Genomic DNA, 17,208 nt, shown 5'->3' with positions numbered 1-17,208 from the left:
GTTTATGGCGCCATCAGGGCTGTAATCGCGGCGATGTCGGCCGGTCCGGGCATGCCCCAGTCCGGCCGGTAACCGAACAATTCCTCGGCAGGCACGGACTGCAGGTCGACGTCGAGAAGCTCGATGGCATCAAGGGGGACGAGCCCGGGGTGGACGCGGCCGCAGGCCCGGGCCAGACACAGCAGCTCAAACCGCAAGGTGGCCAGATAGTTTGCGCAGCGCACCGACTTCGACGCCGGATCAAGACCGTGCTGAAGCCAGGCTGACTGGGTGGCGACACCGGAAGGGCAGCGTCCGGTGTGACAACGCTGGGCCTGGATGCAACCGATGGAAAACATCGCAGTTCGTGCGACGTTGATCATGTCGCAACCCAACGCCAAACCCAGTAGAGCGTTCTCCGGGATGCCAAGCTTGCCCGAGCCGATGAACACCACATCGTGGTGCAGGCCCTTTTCTGCAAAGGCCCGGTAGACGCGCGGGAAAGCCCACTTGAACGGCAACGCGACGTGGTCGGTGAAGACCAGCGGAGCTGCACCGGTACCCCCCTCGCCGCCGTCGATGGTCACGAAATCGACGCACCGGCCGGTGCGGGCCATCCGTTCGGCAAGCTCAGGCCAAAAGGCGCCTTCGCCGACCGCCGATTTGATGCCCACTGGCAGCCCCGTCTCCGCAGCGATGGTCTCCACCAGCTCGAGCAGCCCGTCGACATCGTGGAATGCAGAGTGTCCAGCGGGGCTCTTGCAGTCCACCCCGGGGGGTATCCCACGGATCGCGGCGATTTCATCGGTGACTTTTGCGCCCGGCAGCATGCCGCCCAGCCCGGGCTTGGCACCCTGACTGAGCTTGATCTCGATGGCGCGGATCGATGGAGTCGCGGCCACCTTGTCGACCAGGCGAGCCAGGCTAAGAGTGCCGTCGTCATTGCGGCAACCGAAGTACCCCGTCCCGATCTGCCAGACCAGGTCGCCCCCGTTGAGGTGATACGGCGACACCCCGCCCTCGCCGGTGGTTTGCAAGGCTCCGGCCATGGCCACGCCCTTGTTCAGTGCGGTAATAGCCGCGCCGCCCAGCGCCCCGAAGCTCATCCCGGAAACGTTGACCAACGACGACGGCCGGAAAGCCTTCGCCCGATTACGCGCGCCACCAAGGATCTTCGCCACCGGCAGTGGCACCGCGGGATCGGGGTGAGAAGGCTCGCCATCAGGGGCCGACACCGGGAACGCGGCATGCTTGATTATCGGGTAGTTGTGGGTCCGCTCGAGATCATTGTCGGTGCCGAACCCGAAATATCGGTCCGTCAACTTCGACGACGTGTACACCCAGCGACGTTGGTCGCGGCTGAAGGGTCTCTCGGCGTTGTTGTCGGTGACGATGTACTGCCGCAGCTCCGGCCCCACCGCTTCCAGGAGGAACCGCAACTGCCCGATGACCGGGTAGTTCCGCAAGATAGTGTGCCGGCGCTGCCACAGGTCCCATCCCGCAACGCCGGCCAGACTCCCGCCGATCACGGCAGCCATGGGCTTCACGCGGAGTCTATTTCCGTTTCGGCTTGCGCGCTGTAAACGCCCAGCAGGTCGCGGGCCGAGACGATGCCGGCCAGCGCACCCTCGTCGTCGACCAACACGTGGCGGATGTAGTGGTCCATCATCTGGACCGCGACTTGGTCGATGGTGGCCTCGGCGCTGCACCACACCAATTTGGTGGTGGCCATGTCGATGGCACGTACGGCTGCCGGATCCTGTCCAGCGGCCACCACCCGGGCGATGTCGCGCTCGCTCACTATGGCGGTGGGCATCTTATCGTCGCCGACCACAACCGCCCCAACATCATGGGCCACAATAGCTTTGGCGATGTCGGCGATCGTGGCGTCGGCGGCGACGCGCACCACCGCGTCACCGGTAACGGTCGAGATCGGGGTCGAACCTGTCACAGAGATGCTAGTCACGCACCCATGCTCACCAAGTCCGGCAGCGCTTACTAGTGACCTCAGTCCCCGATTCTGGTGAAACAAGTCATCGGGTGAGCTCAGCTCAGCGGTACCGGCTCGAGGATCTCGGCGCGCGCCTCGGGTGCGCTGGCGCGCAACTCGTCGGCCGACACGTCGTCGGGCTGCGCCTGCGACAGTATCTCCGCCTCCACCCGAGCTTTGTAGTTGGCGACCTCACGCTTGACGTCGGCCGCGCTCCAGCCCAGCGCCGGGGCGATCAGATCGGCCACTTCCTGGGCGCAGTCCACGCCGCGGTGTGAGTATTCGATCGAGATCCGCATCCGCCGGGCCAGCACGTCCTCGAGATGCAGGGCGCCCTCGGCGGTGACGGCATATAGGGCTTCCACCTTCAGGTAGCCCGGCGCCTCGTTGATCGGGCCCAGCAGCTCGGGATCTTCGGACGCCAACGCCAGGACCTCGTCGATCAGCGAGCCGTAGCGGTCCAGCAGGTGGCGCACCCGGTAGGGGTGCAGATTTCGCGTCGCACCGACATTCTCGGTCTGGTTGACCAGGGCGAAGTAGCCGTCGGCGCCCATTAGCGGAACCTTCTGGGTGATCGACGGCGCAACCCTGGCCGGGATGAATTCGGCCGCGGCGTCCACGGCGTCGGCCGCCATCACCCGGTAGGTGGTGTACTTGCCACCCGCGATGGCGACCAGGCCGGCCGCCGGCACCGCCACCGCATGTTCCCGGGACAGCTTGGAGGTCTCCTCGCTTTCCCCGGCCAGCAGCGGGCGCAGTCCCGCGTACACGCCGTCGATATCGGCGTGGGTCAGCGGCGTGGCCAGCACGGTGTTGACGGTGCCGAGGATGTAGTCGATGTCGGCCTTGGTTGCCGCCGGATGCGCCAGATCCAGGTTCCAGTCGGTGTCGGTGGTCCCGATGATCCAGTGGCTCCCCCACGGGATGACGAACATAACCGACTTCTCGGTGCGCAGGATGATCGCGACGTCGCTGACGATGCGGTCGCGCGGGACTACCACGTGTACACCCTTGGAGGCGCGCACCTGGAAGCGGCCGCGCTGCTTGGACAGCGCCTGGATTTCGTCGGTCCACACGCCGGTCGCGTTGATCACCACGTGACCGCGCACCTCGGTGATCGAGCCGTCCTCGGAGTCGCGCACCCGCACACCGGTCACCCGGTCGCCCTCGCGCAGCAGCGCGACCACCTGGGTGGAGCAGCGCACGACGGCGCCGTAGTGTGCGGCGGTGCGTGCCACCGTCATGGTGTGGCGGGCGTCGTCGACGACGGTGTCGTAGTAGCGGATACCGCCGATCAGCGAGCTTCGTTTGAGCCCGGGGCTCAGCCGCAGCGCACCGGCACGGGTCATATGCTTCTGCGCCGGAACGGATTTCGCGCCGCCCAGGCTGTCGTACAAGAAGATGCCCGCGGCCATGTACGGACGCTCCCACCAGCGCTTGGTCAGTGGGAACAGGAACGGCAGCGGCTTCACCAGATGGGGTGCCAGCGTGGTCAGCGACAGCTCGCGCTCGAAGAGCGCCTCACGCACCAGCCCGAATTCCAGTTGCTCGAGATAACGCAGGCCGCCGTGGAACATCTTCGACGACCGGCTCGAGGTGCCCGAAGCCAAGTCCCGCGCCTCGACCAGCGCGACTTTGAGCCCGCGGGTGGCGGCATCCAGGGCGCAGCCCGAACCCACCACGCCGCCGCCGATGACCACCACGTCGAATTGCTCGGCACCGAGTCGCTCCCAGGCCCTTGCGCGCTGCTGCGGCCCGAGCGACGCGACGGGGCTCTCCGGTCCGTGGATCGGGTTGCTCACGGCTAAGGACTCCTGTCAGTTACTTCGGTTACTCAGTTACTCAGCGGTAGGCGTTGCGTAGCCAAGGCTAGTTCGTTCGGGCGGCCTGAGTCGTCCTTCAGTCCAGATCGTCGTGTGCCATGAGGCGACGGGCGGCCTCAGTTATCGAACCTGATAACGACGGGTAAACGGCGAGTGTCTGGGCCAGCTCGTTGACCGTGATGCGGTTCTGCACGGCGACGGCGATCGGCAGGATCAGCTCGGATGCGATCGGAGCCACCACCACGCCGCCGATCACCACGCCGGTTGACTTGCGGCAGAACATCTTGACGAACCCTTGGCGCAACCCGCCCATCTTGGCCCGCGCGTTGGTGCGCAGCGGCAGCATTATCGTCCGGGCCGGCACCGACCCGTCGTCGATCGCCGACTGCGGGACCCCCACCGCGGCGATCTCGGGGCGGGTGAACACCGTCGCGGCCACCGTACGCAGCCGGATCGGGCTGACACCCTCGCCCAGCGCGTGATACATCGCGATGCGGCCCTGCATCGCGGCGACCGAGGCCAATAGCAGCAGGCCGGTGCAGTCGCCGGCGGCATAGATGCCGGGCACCGAGGTACGCGATACGCGGTCCACCGTCAGGTAGTCGCCGGGGCCGAGCTCGATGCCGACCCGTTCCAGCCCGAGGCCGCTAGTATTGGGCACCGACCCGATGGTCATCAGGGCGTGGCTGCCCTCGACGGTGCGGCCGTCGGTCATGGTTACCAGGACACCGGCGTCGGTGCGGGTGACCGACTCGGCGCGGGCGTTCTTGAACAGCTGGACCCCGCGTTCGGCGAACGACTCTTCGAGCACCGCCGCGGCGTCGGCGTCCTCATAGGGCAGCACCCGGTCCCGGCTGGCCGCCACCGACACCTGTACGCCCAGCTCGGTGTAAGCGTGCACGAACTCCGCGCCGGTGACACCCGAGCCGACCACGACGAGATGCTCGGGTAGCTTTTTCAGGTCGTAGAGCTGTCGCCAGGTCAGAATCCGTTCGCCGTCGGGCCGGGCAGTCGGCAGAATGCGTGGGCTGGCGCCGGTGGCGACCAGCACGACGTCGGCGTCGTGTTCGGTGGTGGTGCCGTCGGCGGCGGTCGCCTTGACGCGGTGGTGCGCCAGCCCGGGAGTTGGATCGACCAGTTCACCCCGGCCGGCGATCACCTGTACCCCCATGTTCCGCAGGTCCATAGCGATGTCGGCGGACTGCGCCGCGGCCAGGTCCTTGACCCTGGCGTGGATCTGCGGCAAGGAGATCTTGGCGTCCTCGAGGTCGATGTCGAAGCCCAGCTGGGGCGCTTTGCGCAGCTCGGTGCGCAGGCCGGTGGAGGCGATGAACGTTTTGGACGGCACGCAGTCGTCCAGCACGGCGGCTCCGCCGATGCCTTCTGAGTCGATGACGGTGACGTGGGTCGATTCGGGGTGTGAAGTGGCGGCGACCAGCGCAGCCTCGTAACCGGCCGGGCCGCCACCAAGGATCACGATGCGGGTCACCACAGGCCTAACCTAGCTTGGCCTAGCCGGACGCCGCAGCGCGCCGTCTAAGCTTTGTCCGTGCCGCTTTACGCCGCCTACGGATCGAACATGCATCCCGAGCAGATGCTGCAGCGAGCACCCCACTCGCCGATGGCCGGAACCGGCTGGTTGCACGGGTGGCGGCTGACGTTCGGCGGTGAGGACTTCGGCTGGGAAGGCGCGCTGGCCACCATCGTCGAGGATCCGGACTCGAAGGTGTTCGTCGTGCTCTACGACATGACACCGTCCGACGAGATGAGCCTTGATCGGTGGGAGGGCTCGGAGTTCGGCGTGCACAAGAAGATCCGCTGCCGGGTGGAACGGTTATCCTCGGACACCACAACCGATCCCGTGCTGGCCTGGCTCTATGTGCTGGACGCCTGGGAGGGCGGACTGCCGTCGGCGCGCTATCTGGGGGTTATGGCCGATGCGGCCGAAATTGCCGGTGCCCCAGCCGATTACGTGCATGACCTGCGAACCCGCCCGGCCCGCAACATCGGGCCCGGGACTTCGACTTAGCGGCCGAAGAAACCCGACTGTCCCAACCCGGTGTTGAAGGCGCCCGAATCGAACTTGCCCGAGTTCCAGAGCCCCGAGCTGAAGCCGCCGATCCCTGAGTTGAAAAAGCCTGCGTTAGAGCCACCGATACCTAAGTTGCCGAAACCCGCATTAAAGCCGCCGTCGCCGCCGTTTCCAATACCCGTGTTCGCGCCGCCGCTGCCCGAGTTGAACATGCCCGCGTTGAAGCCGCCTTTACCGGTATTTCCCAATCCCGTGTTGGAGAGGCCGGAGTTGAAGAAGCCGGAGTTTGCGCCGTAGCCCGAGTTGCCGAAACCGGAGTTCTCCACCCCAGTGTTGTAAAAGCCGGAGCTTCCCCCCGCACCGGAGTTGCCGAAGCCCGAGTTGGCGACGGATCGGTTTACCGAACTGCCGAAACCGGTGTTGAGGGCACCGGAGTTGAAGCCGCCGGTATTGGAATCCGCCGAATTCGCAAATCCCGTGTTGGTCCACCCGCTGTTGAATACACCGGTGTTTTGCGCGCCTCCGTTGAAGGCGCCAGTGTCATAGTTGCCGGCATTGAAGTAGCCCGTGTTGTATGACCCCTCGTTGAAGCTGCCTGCGTTGACATCGCCGGCATTAAAGCTCCCGGTGTTTTGCGACCCGGAGTTATAAGACCCCAAGTTATAGGCGCCAGCATTGCCCACGCCCATGTTGATGGGGCCCGAGTTCCACATGCCGGTATTGCCGCCGCCGGAGTTTTCGTAGCCAGTGTTGACTTCTCCTGAGTTGAAGATCCCGGTGTTGGAGGCTCCGGAGTTGCCGATGCCTACGTTTCCGCTGCCGGAGTTGAAGAAGCCGATGTTATTGGTACCGGAATTGCCGAAGCCAATGTTGCCGCTACCCGAATTCAGGGCACCGAAACCGATCTGATTGTGGCCGCTGAGCCCGAAGCCGATGTTGTTGGTACCGGAATTGCCGAAGCCGACGTTGCCGGTGCCCGTGTTACCGAGTCCCCAATTGTTGTCCCCGAAGTTGCCGAAGCCAAAGTTTTGGTCGCCGCGGTTTCCGCTGCCCAGGTTGGAGTTTCCGATGTTTCCGTTGCCGAAGTTGACGCTGCCGGTGTTCCCGCTGCCGAAGTTTTGGTCGCCCCGGTTGCCGCCGCCCAAGTTGGCCACTCCGGCGTTTCCGGCGCCGATGTTGTTGCTCCCGTTATTGCCGCTGCCGTAGTTCGTGTTGCCATAGTTTGCACTGCCGACGTTGGAGTTGCCATAGTTTCCGCTGCCCAGGTTGGTGTCACCTAGATTTCCGCTGCCTACGTTGAAACTGCCTGGTTTCGGCGTTGTGACCGAGCCCGAATTCCCGTTGCCGCTGCCCAGGTTCCAACTGCCGTAATTGCCGCTGCCGCTGTTGAAGTCGCCGGTGTTTCCGCCGCCGGCGTTGCCGCTGCCGGTATTGCCGAATCCCAGGTTCCACGGAACCAATTGGGTGGCCGCCGCCGAAGCGTTCGTGTAGTAGCCGAACATCGCCGCGACATCCTGAGCCCACATCTGCTCGTATTCGGCCTCGACAGCCGCGATCGCCGGCGCGTTTTGACCGAACAGATTCGACAGCGCCAACTGCAGGAGTCCAGTGCGGTTGGCGGCCACGACGATGGGGTGGATGGTGGCCGCTTGGGCCGCCTCGAACGCGGTAGCGACGGCTTGAGCCTGAGCCGATGCCTGCGCGGCCTGAGCCGCCGCCGTGCCCAACCAGCCGGCATAGGGTGTGGCCGCGGCCGTCATCGCCTCAGCAGCCGCACCCTGCCACGCCTGCCCGGTCAGCCCCGCGATCGCCGAATTGAAAGAGCTTGTTGCCGAAGCTAATTCACTGGCCAGCCCATCCCACGCCGCCGCCGTGGCAAGCATCGGGGCGGAGCCTGCGCCGGCGAACATCAATGCCGAGGTGACCTCTGGAGCCAACATTAAGAAGTTCATCGCCCCGAGACTCTAGGGCGAATGAGAAGCGATCGAACCGTTTTGGCAACACTGGGCCAATCTGTCCAACGGCCGCAGCAAAGTGACCCGTCAAAAAGACGCGGCCTGCTCGATAATGTTGACCATTACCCGCACCCCGATGCCCAGAGCGCGCTCGTCGAGGTCGAACGTCGGCTGATGTAGATCCAGCTGGGGTCCCTCACCGGGCCAGACGCCCAGGCGCGCCATCGCGCCGGGCACTTCCTCCAAATACCAGGAGAAGTCCTCGCCACCGCCCGATTGCCGGGTATCGGCCAGCACATCGGGGCCGACGGCCTCGATGGCGTGGGTGAGGATGCGGGTCGAGACATCCTCGTTGACCACTGGCGGCACACCTCGCCGGTATTGCAGCGTGTGCTCAATGGCCAACGGCGAGAGCAGCGCGGTCACGGCCTGGCGGATGATCCCCTCGAGTTCGAGCCAGGTGTGCCGGCTGGCGGTGCGGACGGTGCCGGACAGCACCCCGGATTGCGGGATAGCGTTGGCGGCCACTCCGGCATTGACCGCACCCCACACCAGCACGGTGCTGTTACGCGGGTCGATGCGGCGCGACAGCACCCCGGGCAGCCCGGTGATCAGCGTGCCCAGGCCGTAGACCAAGTCGGCGGTCAAATGTGGCCGCGACGTGTGCCCGCCGGGCGAATACAGGGTGATCTCAATCGAATCCGCCGCCGAGGTGATGGGGCCGTGCCGGACCGCGATCTTGCCGACCTCCAGCCGGGGATCGCAGTGCAGGGCGAAAATCCGCGACACTCCGCTCAATGCCCCGGCCGCGATCGCGTCGATGGCGCCGCCGGGCATCAACTCTTCGGCGGCCTGGAAGATCAGCCGTACCCCGACCGGCAACTCCGGCACCGACGCCAGCGCCAGCGCGGTGCCCAGCAGGATCGCGGTGTGCGCGTCATGACCACAGGCGTGTGCCACGTTGGGCATCGTCGAGGCGTACGGCGCACCGGTCCGCTCGGCCATCGGCAGCGCATCCATGTCGGCGCGCAGCGCGATTCTCGGCTGCAGCTCGGGACCGAAGTCACAGGTGAGGCCGGTTCCTCCGGGCAGCACCTTGGGGTTCAGCCCCGCGTCGGCCAACCGCTCGGCGACGAATTGGGTGGTGGCGTATTCCTGGCGGCCCAGCTCCGGGTAGCGATGAACGTGCCGGCGCCATTCGACCAGTTCGTCATAGTGGGCGGCCAGCCAGGATTCGGCGGTGTCGACGAGGCTCATGATGCCGCCCGCTTTTCCCGGGCCGCCAGCACCCGGTCCCGCTCGTCGGGGCTCTGAGCGAGATGAACAATGGTGCGCGACAACATGATTGCGCCCTCGACGACCGCGCGGTCGGCACTTGGACCGGCAGCGGCGGCGGCGAAGGCACGCTGGTGAACCGTGGCGCCACCGGCGTCAACGCCGATCACCGGATGGATCCCGGGTAGCACCTGCGTCACGTTACCCATATCGGTGCTGCCCAGTGGCAGCCCGGCCTCCACGGCCGCCGGCACCGGCTCGCGGCCAAGCCGGCGCATCTCCTCCCGGCACACGCCGGCCAGCCATTGGTCGGGTTTGAGTTCGGCGTATGCCGGTGCGGCGCTGTCGATTTCGTATTCACAGCCGGCCGCCAGGGCGCCGGCGGCAAAGCAGGCATAGATCCGGCCTTCGAGTTCGCGCAGCGATTCCGATTCGATCGCCCGCATCGCATACTGCACCGTCGCGTGACCGGGGATGACGTTGACCGCTTGACCGCCCTCGGTGACGATCCCGTGTACCAGCTGCCCGGGCGCCAGTTGCTGGCGCAGCAATCCGATGGCTACCTGTGCGACGGTTACCGCGTCGGCGGCGTTGACGCCGAGATGCGGAGCGACTGCGGCGTGCGATTCCTTGCCCCGGTAGGCCACGGTGACCTCGGACAGTGCCAGCGATCGGGCCCCGGCGATGTCGGTCGGCCCCGGGTGCACCATTACGGCCACCGCGACGTCGTCGAACGTGCCGGCCTGCAGCATGAGTGCCTTGCCGCCGCCGGACTCCTCGGCGGGTGTGCCCAGCAGCGCTACCGTCAGGCCCAGTTCGTCGGCTACCTCGGCCAGTGCCAGCGCGGTCCCGACCGCGGCCGCCGCGATGATGTTGTGGCCGCAGGCGTGGCCGATTCCGGGCAGGGCGTCGTATTCGGCACAGATCCCGACGACCAGCGGCCCGCTGCCGTAGTCGGCGCGGAACGCGGTGTCCAAGCCGCCGGCGGCTTTGGTGATCTCGAACCCACGTTCGGCGACCAGTGCCTGCGCCTTGGCGCAACTGCGGTGTTCGGTGAAAGCCAACTCCGGCTCGGCGTGGATCGCGTGGGACAACTCGACCAGTTCGGCCCCGCGCCGGCGCACCACTTCCTCGACGTTGTCCAGGGCGCTGGCTGCGGGCATGCTTCGCAGTATCTCATCGAGCGAGTTAGGCTCGCCCACTGTGACCGACCCGGGCGAACTCGCACAACAGGCCGCCCAGGTAATCGGCGAGCGCACCGGCGTCGCCGAACATGACGTCGCAGTCGTGCTGGGCTCGGGATGGTCACCCGCCGTGGCGGCGCTGGGGACCGCGACCGCGGCAGTGCCCTATCCCGACTTGCCCGGCTTCACCCCGCCCCGCGCGGCCGGGCATGCCGGTGACCTGCTGTCGGTGGCGATCGGCAGGCACCGCGTGCTGGTTCTGGCCGGCCGTATCCACGCCTACGAGGGCCACGACCTGGCACACGTAGTGCACCCGGTGCGGACGGCCTGCGCGGCGGGCGCCCGGATCGTCGTGCTCACCAACGCCGCCGGCGGGCTGCGGTCGGACATGGCGGTGGGTCAGCCGGTCCTGATCAGCGATCACCTGAACCTGACCGCACGCTCGCCGTTGGTCGGCGCGCAGTTCGTCGACCTGACTCATGCCTACGCGCCCCGGTTGCGTGCGCTGGCCCGGCAATCCGATCCGGCGCTGACCGAAGGGGTGTATGCGGGCCTGCCGGGCCCGCACTACGAGACGCCCGCAGAGATCCGGATGCTGCAAATACTCGGCGCCGATCTGGTGGGCATGTCGACCGTGCATGAGACCATCGCCGCCCGGGCCGCGGGTGCCGAGGTGTTGGGCGTGTCGCTGGTGACGAACCTCGCCGCCGGCATCACCGGCGAGCCGTTGAGCCATGCCGAGGTGCTTGCCGCGGGGGCCGCATCGGCGGCCCGGATGGGTTCGCTGCTGGCCGCCGTCATAGCCCGGTTTTAGAAGTGACTGTCTCACCACAGGATTGGGTCGCGCACGACCCAGACCCACAGACGGCCGCTGAACTCGCCGCGTGCGACGCCGACGAACTCGCCGCGCGGTTCGCCCGTCCCCTGACGTTCGGCACCGCGGGACTGCGCGGGCCGGTGCGCGGCGGGCCGGACGCGATGAACGTTGCCGTGGTGCTGCGCGCCACCTGGGCGGTGGCCCAGGTGCTCGCACAATGCGGCCTGGCTGGCTCAGCCGTTGTCGTGGGCCGCGACGCCCGGCACGGCTCGGCGGCATTTGCGGCGGCCGCTGCTGAAACGCTTGCCGCCCAGGGCTTTTCCGTACTGTTGTTCGGCGAGCCGGTGCCCACGCCGGTGGTGGCATTCGCGGTGCGCCACACGGGTGCGGCCGCCGGGATACAGATCACCGCCTCACACAACCCCCCGAACGACAACGGTTACAAGGTGTATTTCGATGGCGGCATCCAGATCGTCTCCCCTACCGACCGTGAGATCGAAGCCGCGATGGCGACCGCGCCGCTGGCCGATCAGATCGCCCGGCGGCCCGTCCGGCCCGCCGATACCGATCTGGTGGAGCGCTATATCCAGCGCGCGTCCGGGGTTCGCCGCGGCACCGGATCGGTTCGGGTAGCACTGACGCCGCTGCACGGCGTCGGCGGTGCGGTGGCGCTAGAGACACTGCGGCGGGCCGGCTTCGGCGACGTGCACGCCGTCGCAACGCAGTTCGCGCCCGATCCGGATTTCCCCACCGTCGCGTTCCCGAACCCAGAGGAACCCGGGGCCGCCAACGCGCTGCTCGCCCTGGCCGCCGACGTCGGCGCCGACGTCGCGATCGCGCTGGATCCAGACGCCGACCGGTGTGCGGTCGGCATACCCGGCCCGGCCGGCTGGCGAATGCTGTCCGGTGACGAAACCGGTTGGCTTTTAGGCGATTACATTCTGGCTGCCGCTGGAGGCGGTACCCGAGTGGTGGCCAGCACTGTGGTGTCGTCGCGCATGCTGGCCGCGATCGCGGCGCGCTACGGCGCGGTCCATGTGGAGACGCTCACCGGGTTCAAATGGCTGGCGCGCGCCGACGCTGACGTTCCCGGCGGAACCCTGGTCTACGCCTATGAAGAAGCGATCGGGCACTGTGTAGACCCCGAGGCGGTGCGCGACAAAGACGGCATCAGCGCCGCGGTTCTGGTGTGCGATCTGGTGGCCGCACTGAAAAGGCAGGGTCGTTCGGTGCCCGAGGCCCTGGACGAACTGGCCCGGCGCCACGGCGTGCACGACGTGGCTGCGGTGTCGCGCCGGGTCGCGAATGCCGAGGAGGCCGCCGCCTGGATGCAGCACCTGCGGGCAGCGCCGCCGCGCCGGCTGGCCGGGCTTGCCGCAACCGTCACCGACATCACCGACGCACTGATCTTCACCGGCGGCGACGAAACCACCTCGATCAGGTTGGTGGTACGCCCTTCTGGAACCGAGCCGAAGGTGAAGTGCTATTTGGAGGTTCGCTGCGCGGTGGGCGCTGACCTGCCACGTGCCCGGGAACGGGCCGCCGCGGTGCGTGCGGAGGCGGTCGCTTCGGTTGCGGGCTGGTGAAGGGGCGCGGGCCGAACTGGCGATCACCGGCGTCACCGAGACCCGGCACGATATAAGCCGACTCGTTCAGCCCTTCGTCGATCGCGACGGTGAACACCCGCGCATTCGGCGCCGCTTCCTCAAGTGCGGCAAGGCCTTCCGGTGCGGCGACGACACAGAGCACCATGATGTCAGTTGCGCCCCGACGGCGCAGCAGTTCGATGGTCTGAATCATCGACCCGCCGGTGGCCAGCATCGGGTCCAAAACCATCACCGGCCACCCGGTCAGATCGTCGGGCAACGACTCCAGATACGGGACGGCTTCGTGGGTTTCCTCGTCGCGCGACATGCCGACGAAGCCGACCTGAGCCTCCGGGATGGCGGCGTGCGCCTCCTCGACCATGCCCAGGCCCGCGCGCAGCACGGGAACCAGCAGGGGCGGGTCAATCAGCCGGGTTCCGATCGTCTCCGCCACCGGCGTGCGGATCTTCACCGGCTCTCGGGGTGCGTCGCGGCTGGCCTCGTAGACAAGCACCAGCGTCAGCTCACGCAACGCGGCGCGGAAGGCAACGGTGTCTGTCCGTTCATCTCGCAGCACCGTCAGTCGCGCGGCAGCCAGCGGATGATCAACGACGCAGACGTCCATGCCGTCGAGCGTATATAACAATCGGGGGTCGCACCGGGAACACGCTCGCGCGCCGACCCGAGCCGCGACGCAGCGCCCATATACTCCCGGCATGCGGCCCCTGAAAATGCGTCCGAACAGGGCGTATACCGTCCTCGCAACGTTAGCTTTGCTAACGACGGCGGTTTCGGTTGCGTCGGTGGTGGGCTGGCGAGCGCATGCCGCGGCGACGCTGCCCACGTTCGCGCACGTGGTGATCGTGGTGGAGGAGAACCGGTCGCAGGCCAACATCATCGGCAACAAGTCGGCTCCGTTCATCAACGCACTGGCCGCCAACGGCGCGATGATGGCGCAATCGTTCGCCGAAACGCACCCCAGCGAACCCAACTATTTGGCACTGTTCGCCGGCGACACGTTCGGGCTCACCAAGAACACCTGCCCGGTCAACGGCGGCAACCTGCCCAACCTGGGTTCTGAACTACTCAGCGCCGGTTACACATTCGTCGGTTTCTCCGAGGACCTCCCCGCGGTCGGATCGACGGTCTGCGCCGCGGGCAAATACGGGCGCAAGCATGTGCCCTGGGTCAACTTCAGCAACGTCCCGGCCGCCAACTCCGTGCCGTTTTCGGCATTTCCGTCGCCGGAGAATTACGCCAGCCTGCCAACGGTGGCGTTCGTGATCCCCAACGCCGACAACAACATGCACGACGGCTCGATAGCCGCCGGTGACGCCTGGCTGAACCGGCAGCTGTCGGCTTACGCGAACTGGGCTAAGGCCAACAACAGCCTGCTCATCGTGACCTGGGACGAGGACGACGGCGGCAGCCGTAATCAAATCCCGACGATCTTTTACGGCGCCCACGTGCAGCCTGGAACCTACGACGAGCAGATCAGCCACTACAACGTACTTTCCACGCTGGAACAGATGTACGGGCTGCCCAAGACGGGCAAGGCGGCCGGCGCCGCACCCATCGCAACTATTTGGGGCGGGTAAGCGCTGCCGGGTGGGGTCGCTATTGTGTGCCGCATGGCTGCTGACCTCGTGCCCATCCGCCTGAGCCTGTCCGAGGGTGACCGCTACACGCTGTGGGCGCCCCGCTGGCGCGACGCGGGCGACGAGTGGGAAGCGTTTCTGGGCAAGGATGAAGACCTGTTCGGCTTCGAGACGGTCGCCGACCTGGTTGCGTTCGTGCGCAGCGACACCGACAACGACCTGGTGGACCATCCCGGGTGGAAAGCGCTGACCGAGGCGCACGCACATGCCTTCGAGCCGGCCGACGACCGGCAGTTCGACCTGGTGGTTGTCGAGGAGCTGGTGGCCGAGAAGCCGACCGAGGAATCGGTGGCCTCGCTGGCGGCCACGCTGGCCGTTGTGTCGTCGATCGGATCGGTATGTGAGCTGGCGGCGGTGTCGAAGTTCTTCAACGGCAATCCCACACTGGGCACGGTTTCCGGCGGCAGCGAGCACTTCACCGGCAAGGCCGGCCAGAAGCGGTGGAACTCGATCGCCGAGATCATCGATCGAAGCTGGGACGACGTGCTCAAAGCCATCGAAGGCGTCATCAGCACTCCCGAAGTGGACGAGAAATTGTCCGAGCAGGCGGCCGAGGAGCTGGAAGAGGAGCGCGAGGAGCCCGAAGAAGAGGGCGATGAAGAGGTGGAGGCCGACGCGGAGTCCAGCGAAGAGTCTGCCGAGTCCGAGCCTGAGGGCGCCGACGAAGACGAAGACGAGGACGAAGACGAGGACGAAGACGAGGACGAGGACGAGGAGCGCGCGGCCGGCGACAATGTGGTGCTGGGCAGCGAAGAGGACTTCTGGGCGCAGGTGGGAATCGACCCGATTCAGATCATGACCAGTGCGGGCACCTTCTACACGCTGCGCTGCTATCTGGACGATCGCCCGATCTTCCTGGGCCGCAACGGCCGAATCAGCGTCTTCACCTCCGAGCGTGCCCTAGCCCGCTATCTGGCCGACGAACACGATCACGACTTGTCCGATTTGAGCACCTACGACGACATCCGGACGGCCGCCACCGACGGGTCTCTGGCAGTGGACATCACCGACGAGAACATCTACGTGTTAAGCGGTCTCGCCGACGACTTCGCCGACGGACCCGACGCGGTGGACCGCGATCAACTTGACTTGGCCGTCGAGTTGCTGCGCGACATCGGCGACTATTCGGAGGAGAGCACCGTCGACAAGGCGCTCGACACCGGCAAGCCGCTGGGCAAGTTGGTGGCCTACGTGCTCGATCCCGCTTCGGCGAAAAAGCCTGCGGCGCCGTATGCCTCGGCGGTACGAGAGTGGGAGAAATTGGAGTCCTTCGTGGAGGGACGGCTAAGGCGCGAATAGCACGGCTAAGCGCGAATAGCGCCGCAAGCCGTCACTTGCCGATATCCGCCGCGCAAGCGGCCAGGATCGCGTCCCAGTCTTCAATGTTGAAGTGCCCCTTGCCTTCGGTCCAGTGGAAGTCGACACCCGGTATCGCCTGCTCGAAATACTCGCCCATTGCGCACGGCACAAAGGTGTCGTCGGTGCCCAGCCAAAGATGGGTCGGAACGGCCACGTCGGCGAGGTCGAATTCCCAGGGCCGGTAATCGAGAAACGATTCATAGGCTGCACCGCGGCTGCCCTGCCGGAAAGCTTCGAGCTGGATGGCGCGGAAGTGCTTTGCGAATAGTTCGTCGCTCATACGTTGCTGGTCGGCCCCGGACACTGAGGCCCGCACCAGCCGGGAGAACAGGTCGGGGCTGTACTTCGCACACCAGCCGAGTGGGGCGAACACGGCACCGAACAGTCGCGGACCGCGTTGCGCCCACCGCGCATACCGGCGGTCGGCCGCGTTCAGGGCCGCCACGATGTCCGGGGTCGCGAGCGGGCCCCAAGGTGCCAGTGCTCCAACGAATTTCAGCCTTTCCGGCGGGATGTGCACGCCACAAGCGAATAGGTGCGGTCCGGCGCCCGAATGTCCGACGACCCCGAATTCGGCGAGTTGCAGAGCGTCAGCCAGGGCGACGATGTCGGCGGGCCAATCGCGAAATGTACCGCCTTGCTTGAATGTTGAGCACCCGAAGCCGGGGCGGTCGAGTGCAATCAGCCGAAAGCCATTGCGCTGAGCGGCGCAGTGAGCGAACGCGGCTTCCAGCCGGGAGCTCGGTGTGCCGTGAAAGTAGAACGCGGGATAGCCGTCGACTTCGCCCCACTCGGCGTAGGCGAGCGCGCGCCCGTCGGAAAGCGTGAATATCCTCGCCTCGTCGGCGCGAATATCGTTGGGCAGCAATGTCATTATTGCGTCGCCTTGAGGAATGCGCGACCGCGCGGCGACAATCGGTAGCCGACGTCGAGACTGATCGTCAGGCCCAACTCTTTGAGCCGACGGACCCGCCGCTTGAATCGCGGAACATCCAGGTTTTCACCGGCGGCGAGATCGGGCGCGCGCACCGCCTCGTTGTCGCCGATGAGCCGCAGGTAGCGCCTGGTCCACGGGCCGGACTCGCTCGCCGCATCGAGACGGTCGAGTCGAGTGACGATCGATTGCACGTCGTCGGCGGTCAGGGCGTCGTCGGCGGCCAGCGCGGGACGTTCGTCGAGGCCGACGAACGAGACGGTGACGAGGTAGGTGTGTTTCGCCTGGCGTCGATCCAGTTCGGCCTGGGCGGTCACGGCGTCCGGATATCCCGCGGCGCACGCCTGTCGTTCAGTGACGCGATAGTCGCCGGGATGTTCGGCGACCGCGTCGATGCGGATGGTGCCCGCCATGGTGCGTTGGGTACCGCCCGGTTTTGCTCGCGCGGCGTCCCAGCGGCGGAAGACCAGACCGATGCGGCCGTCAGCGATGCCCTCGGCGGTGGCGCGGTTGAGCAGCACACGAGCGATCGTATGCCGGTTGTCAGACCCTTGTGGCAGTATCGCACATATGTTCGATGAATCGTCGGGTGGGTCGTCGCCGGAGGTGCTGGCTC

At 66.5% G+C, this 17,208-nt stretch carries 13 protein-coding genes and 2 pseudogenes; 5 read left to right on the top strand and 10 right to left on the bottom strand.

Annotated features, from left to right (window positions below):
• Positions 1–2 precede the first annotated feature (2 nt).
• The 4 genes and pseudogenes from AWC27_RS17490 to AWC27_RS17475 all read right to left on the bottom strand — a co-directional run bounded on the left by AWC27_RS17490 (position 3) and on the right by AWC27_RS17475 (position 5,284).
• The gene (locus tag AWC27_RS17490) at positions 3–1,517 is read right to left on the bottom strand and encodes an FMN-binding glutamate synthase family protein (RefSeq protein ID WP_085671710.1); all 1,515 of its coding nucleotides are present in this window, start codon (positions 1,515–1,517) and stop codon (positions 3–5) included.
• Positions 1,518–1,522: 5 nt separating this feature from the next.
• Complete coding sequence (locus AWC27_RS17485) at positions 1,523–1,945, bottom strand: CBS domain-containing protein (RefSeq protein WP_085671648.1); 423 nt, start codon at positions 1,943–1,945, stop codon at positions 1,523–1,525.
• 80 nt (positions 1,946–2,025) lie between these two features.
• Positions 2,026–3,771 carry a glycerol-3-phosphate dehydrogenase/oxidase gene (locus tag AWC27_RS17480; RefSeq protein ID WP_085671647.1) on the bottom strand — a complete coding sequence of 582 codons (1,746 nt, stop codon included), beginning with the start codon at positions 3,769–3,771 and terminating at the stop codon, positions 2,026–2,028.
• Positions 3,772–3,803: 32 nt separating this feature from the next.
• Positions 3,804–5,284: pseudogene (locus AWC27_RS17475) on the bottom strand (NAD(P)H-quinone dehydrogenase).
• Between the two features lie 57 nt (positions 5,285–5,341).
• On the opposite strand from AWC27_RS17475, the gene AWC27_RS17470 reads away from it, so the two are divergent.
• The gene (locus AWC27_RS17470) at positions 5,342–5,821 is read left to right on the top strand and encodes a gamma-glutamylcyclotransferase family protein (protein WP_085671645.1); all 480 of its coding nucleotides are present in this window, start codon (positions 5,342–5,344) and stop codon (positions 5,819–5,821) included.
• Here the strand turns inward: AWC27_RS17470 and AWC27_RS17465 are convergent.
• The 3 genes from AWC27_RS17465 to AWC27_RS17455 form a co-directional block, all read right to left on the bottom strand.
• Positions 5,818–7,776: a PPE family protein gene (locus tag AWC27_RS17465; RefSeq protein WP_085671644.1), complete on the bottom strand. Its 1,959-nt coding sequence runs from the start codon at positions 7,774–7,776 to the stop codon at positions 5,818–5,820. The two genes, AWC27_RS17470 and AWC27_RS17465, sit on opposite strands and share 4 nt — an antisense overlap.
• 90 nt (positions 7,777–7,866) lie before the next feature.
• Complete coding sequence (locus AWC27_RS17460; RefSeq protein ID WP_085671643.1) at positions 7,867–9,036, bottom strand: M20 family metallopeptidase; 1,170 nt, start codon at positions 9,034–9,036, stop codon at positions 7,867–7,869.
• Positions 9,033–10,217: an amidohydrolase gene (locus AWC27_RS17455; protein WP_085671642.1), complete on the bottom strand. Its 1,185-nt coding sequence runs from the start codon at positions 10,215–10,217 to the stop codon at positions 9,033–9,035. The genes AWC27_RS17460 and AWC27_RS17455 overlap by 4 nt, the downstream gene beginning before the upstream one ends.
• Here AWC27_RS17455 and AWC27_RS17450 point away from each other — a divergent pair.
• Positions 10,216–11,052, top strand: a complete 837-nt coding sequence (locus AWC27_RS17450; protein WP_085671641.1) for a purine-nucleoside phosphorylase — start codon at positions 10,216–10,218, stop codon at positions 11,050–11,052. The genes AWC27_RS17455 and AWC27_RS17450 overlap by 2 nt on opposite strands.
• A gap of 2 nt (positions 11,053–11,054) precedes the next feature.
• Positions 11,055–12,641: a phospho-sugar mutase gene (locus AWC27_RS17445; RefSeq protein ID WP_245847240.1), complete on the top strand. Its 1,587-nt coding sequence runs from the start codon at positions 11,055–11,057 to the stop codon at positions 12,639–12,641.
• Between the two features lie 4 nt (positions 12,642–12,645).
• Here AWC27_RS17445 and upp read toward each other — a convergent pair.
• Positions 12,646–13,266: pseudogene (gene upp, locus AWC27_RS17440) on the bottom strand (uracil phosphoribosyltransferase); the annotation flags it as partial.
• Between the two features lie 91 nt (positions 13,267–13,357).
• Here upp and AWC27_RS17435 point away from each other — a divergent pair.
• Together AWC27_RS17435 and satS are read left to right on the top strand one after the other, a co-directional pair.
• A complete protein-coding gene (locus AWC27_RS17435) occupies positions 13,358–14,239 on the top strand; it encodes an alkaline phosphatase family protein (RefSeq protein WP_085671639.1) in 882 nt (293 codons plus the stop codon).
• Between the two features lie 33 nt (positions 14,240–14,272).
• Positions 14,273–15,598 (top strand): protein export chaperone SatS, encoded by a 1,326-nt coding sequence (gene satS / locus AWC27_RS17430; RefSeq protein ID WP_085671638.1) that lies wholly within the window; start codon positions 14,273–14,275, stop codon positions 15,596–15,598.
• A gap of 31 nt (positions 15,599–15,629) precedes the next feature.
• Here the strand turns inward: satS and AWC27_RS17425 are convergent, their stop codons facing one another.
• Positions 15,630–16,532 carry an alpha/beta fold hydrolase gene (locus AWC27_RS17425; protein ID WP_085671637.1) on the bottom strand — a complete coding sequence of 301 codons (903 nt, stop codon included), beginning with the start codon at positions 16,530–16,532 and terminating at the stop codon, positions 15,630–15,632.
• Positions 16,532–17,208, bottom strand: a 677-nt coding sequence (locus tag AWC27_RS17420; RefSeq protein ID WP_245847236.1) for a hypothetical protein, incomplete at its 5' end; no start/stop codon positions are given. The genes AWC27_RS17425 and AWC27_RS17420, both read right to left, overlap by 1 nt.

Origin of the sequence: Mycobacterium szulgai (genome assembly GCF_002116635.1) — a bacterium.
Lineage (GTDB): Bacteria > Actinomycetota > Actinomycetes > Mycobacteriales > Mycobacteriaceae > Mycobacterium > Mycobacterium szulgai.
Note: the sequence above shows the minus strand (reverse complement) of the source record. Positions and strands in the feature narration are given on the sequence as shown.

Bases quoted from the DNA above. Each gene is read 5' to 3' on its own strand.
- AWC27_RS17450 (WP_085671641.1), top strand. From the start codon at position 10,216: ATGCTTCGCAGTATCTCATCGAGCGAGTTAGGCTCGCCCACTGTGACC.
- AWC27_RS17460 (WP_085671643.1), bottom strand. From the start codon at position 9,036: ATGAGCCTCGTCGACACCGCCGAATCCTGGCTGGCCGCCCACTATGAC.
- AWC27_RS17455 (WP_085671642.1), bottom strand. From the start codon at position 10,217: ATGCCCGCAGCCAGCGCCCTGGACAACGTCGAGGAAGTGGTGCGCCGG.
- AWC27_RS17425 (WP_085671637.1), bottom strand. From the start codon at position 16,532: ATGACATTGCTGCCCAACGATATTCGCGCCGACGAGGCGAGGATATTC.
- AWC27_RS17490 (WP_085671710.1), bottom strand. From the start codon at position 1,517: ATGGCTGCCGTGATCGGCGGGAGTCTGGCCGGCGTTGCGGGATGGGAC.
- satS (WP_085671638.1), top strand. From the start codon at position 14,273: ATGGCTGCTGACCTCGTGCCCATCCGCCTGAGCCTGTCCGAGGGTGAC.
- AWC27_RS17465 (WP_085671644.1), bottom strand. From the start codon at position 7,776: ATGAACTTCTTAATGTTGGCTCCAGAGGTCACCTCGGCATTGATGTTC.
- AWC27_RS17435 (WP_085671639.1), top strand. From the start codon at position 13,358: ATGCGGCCCCTGAAAATGCGTCCGAACAGGGCGTATACCGTCCTCGCA.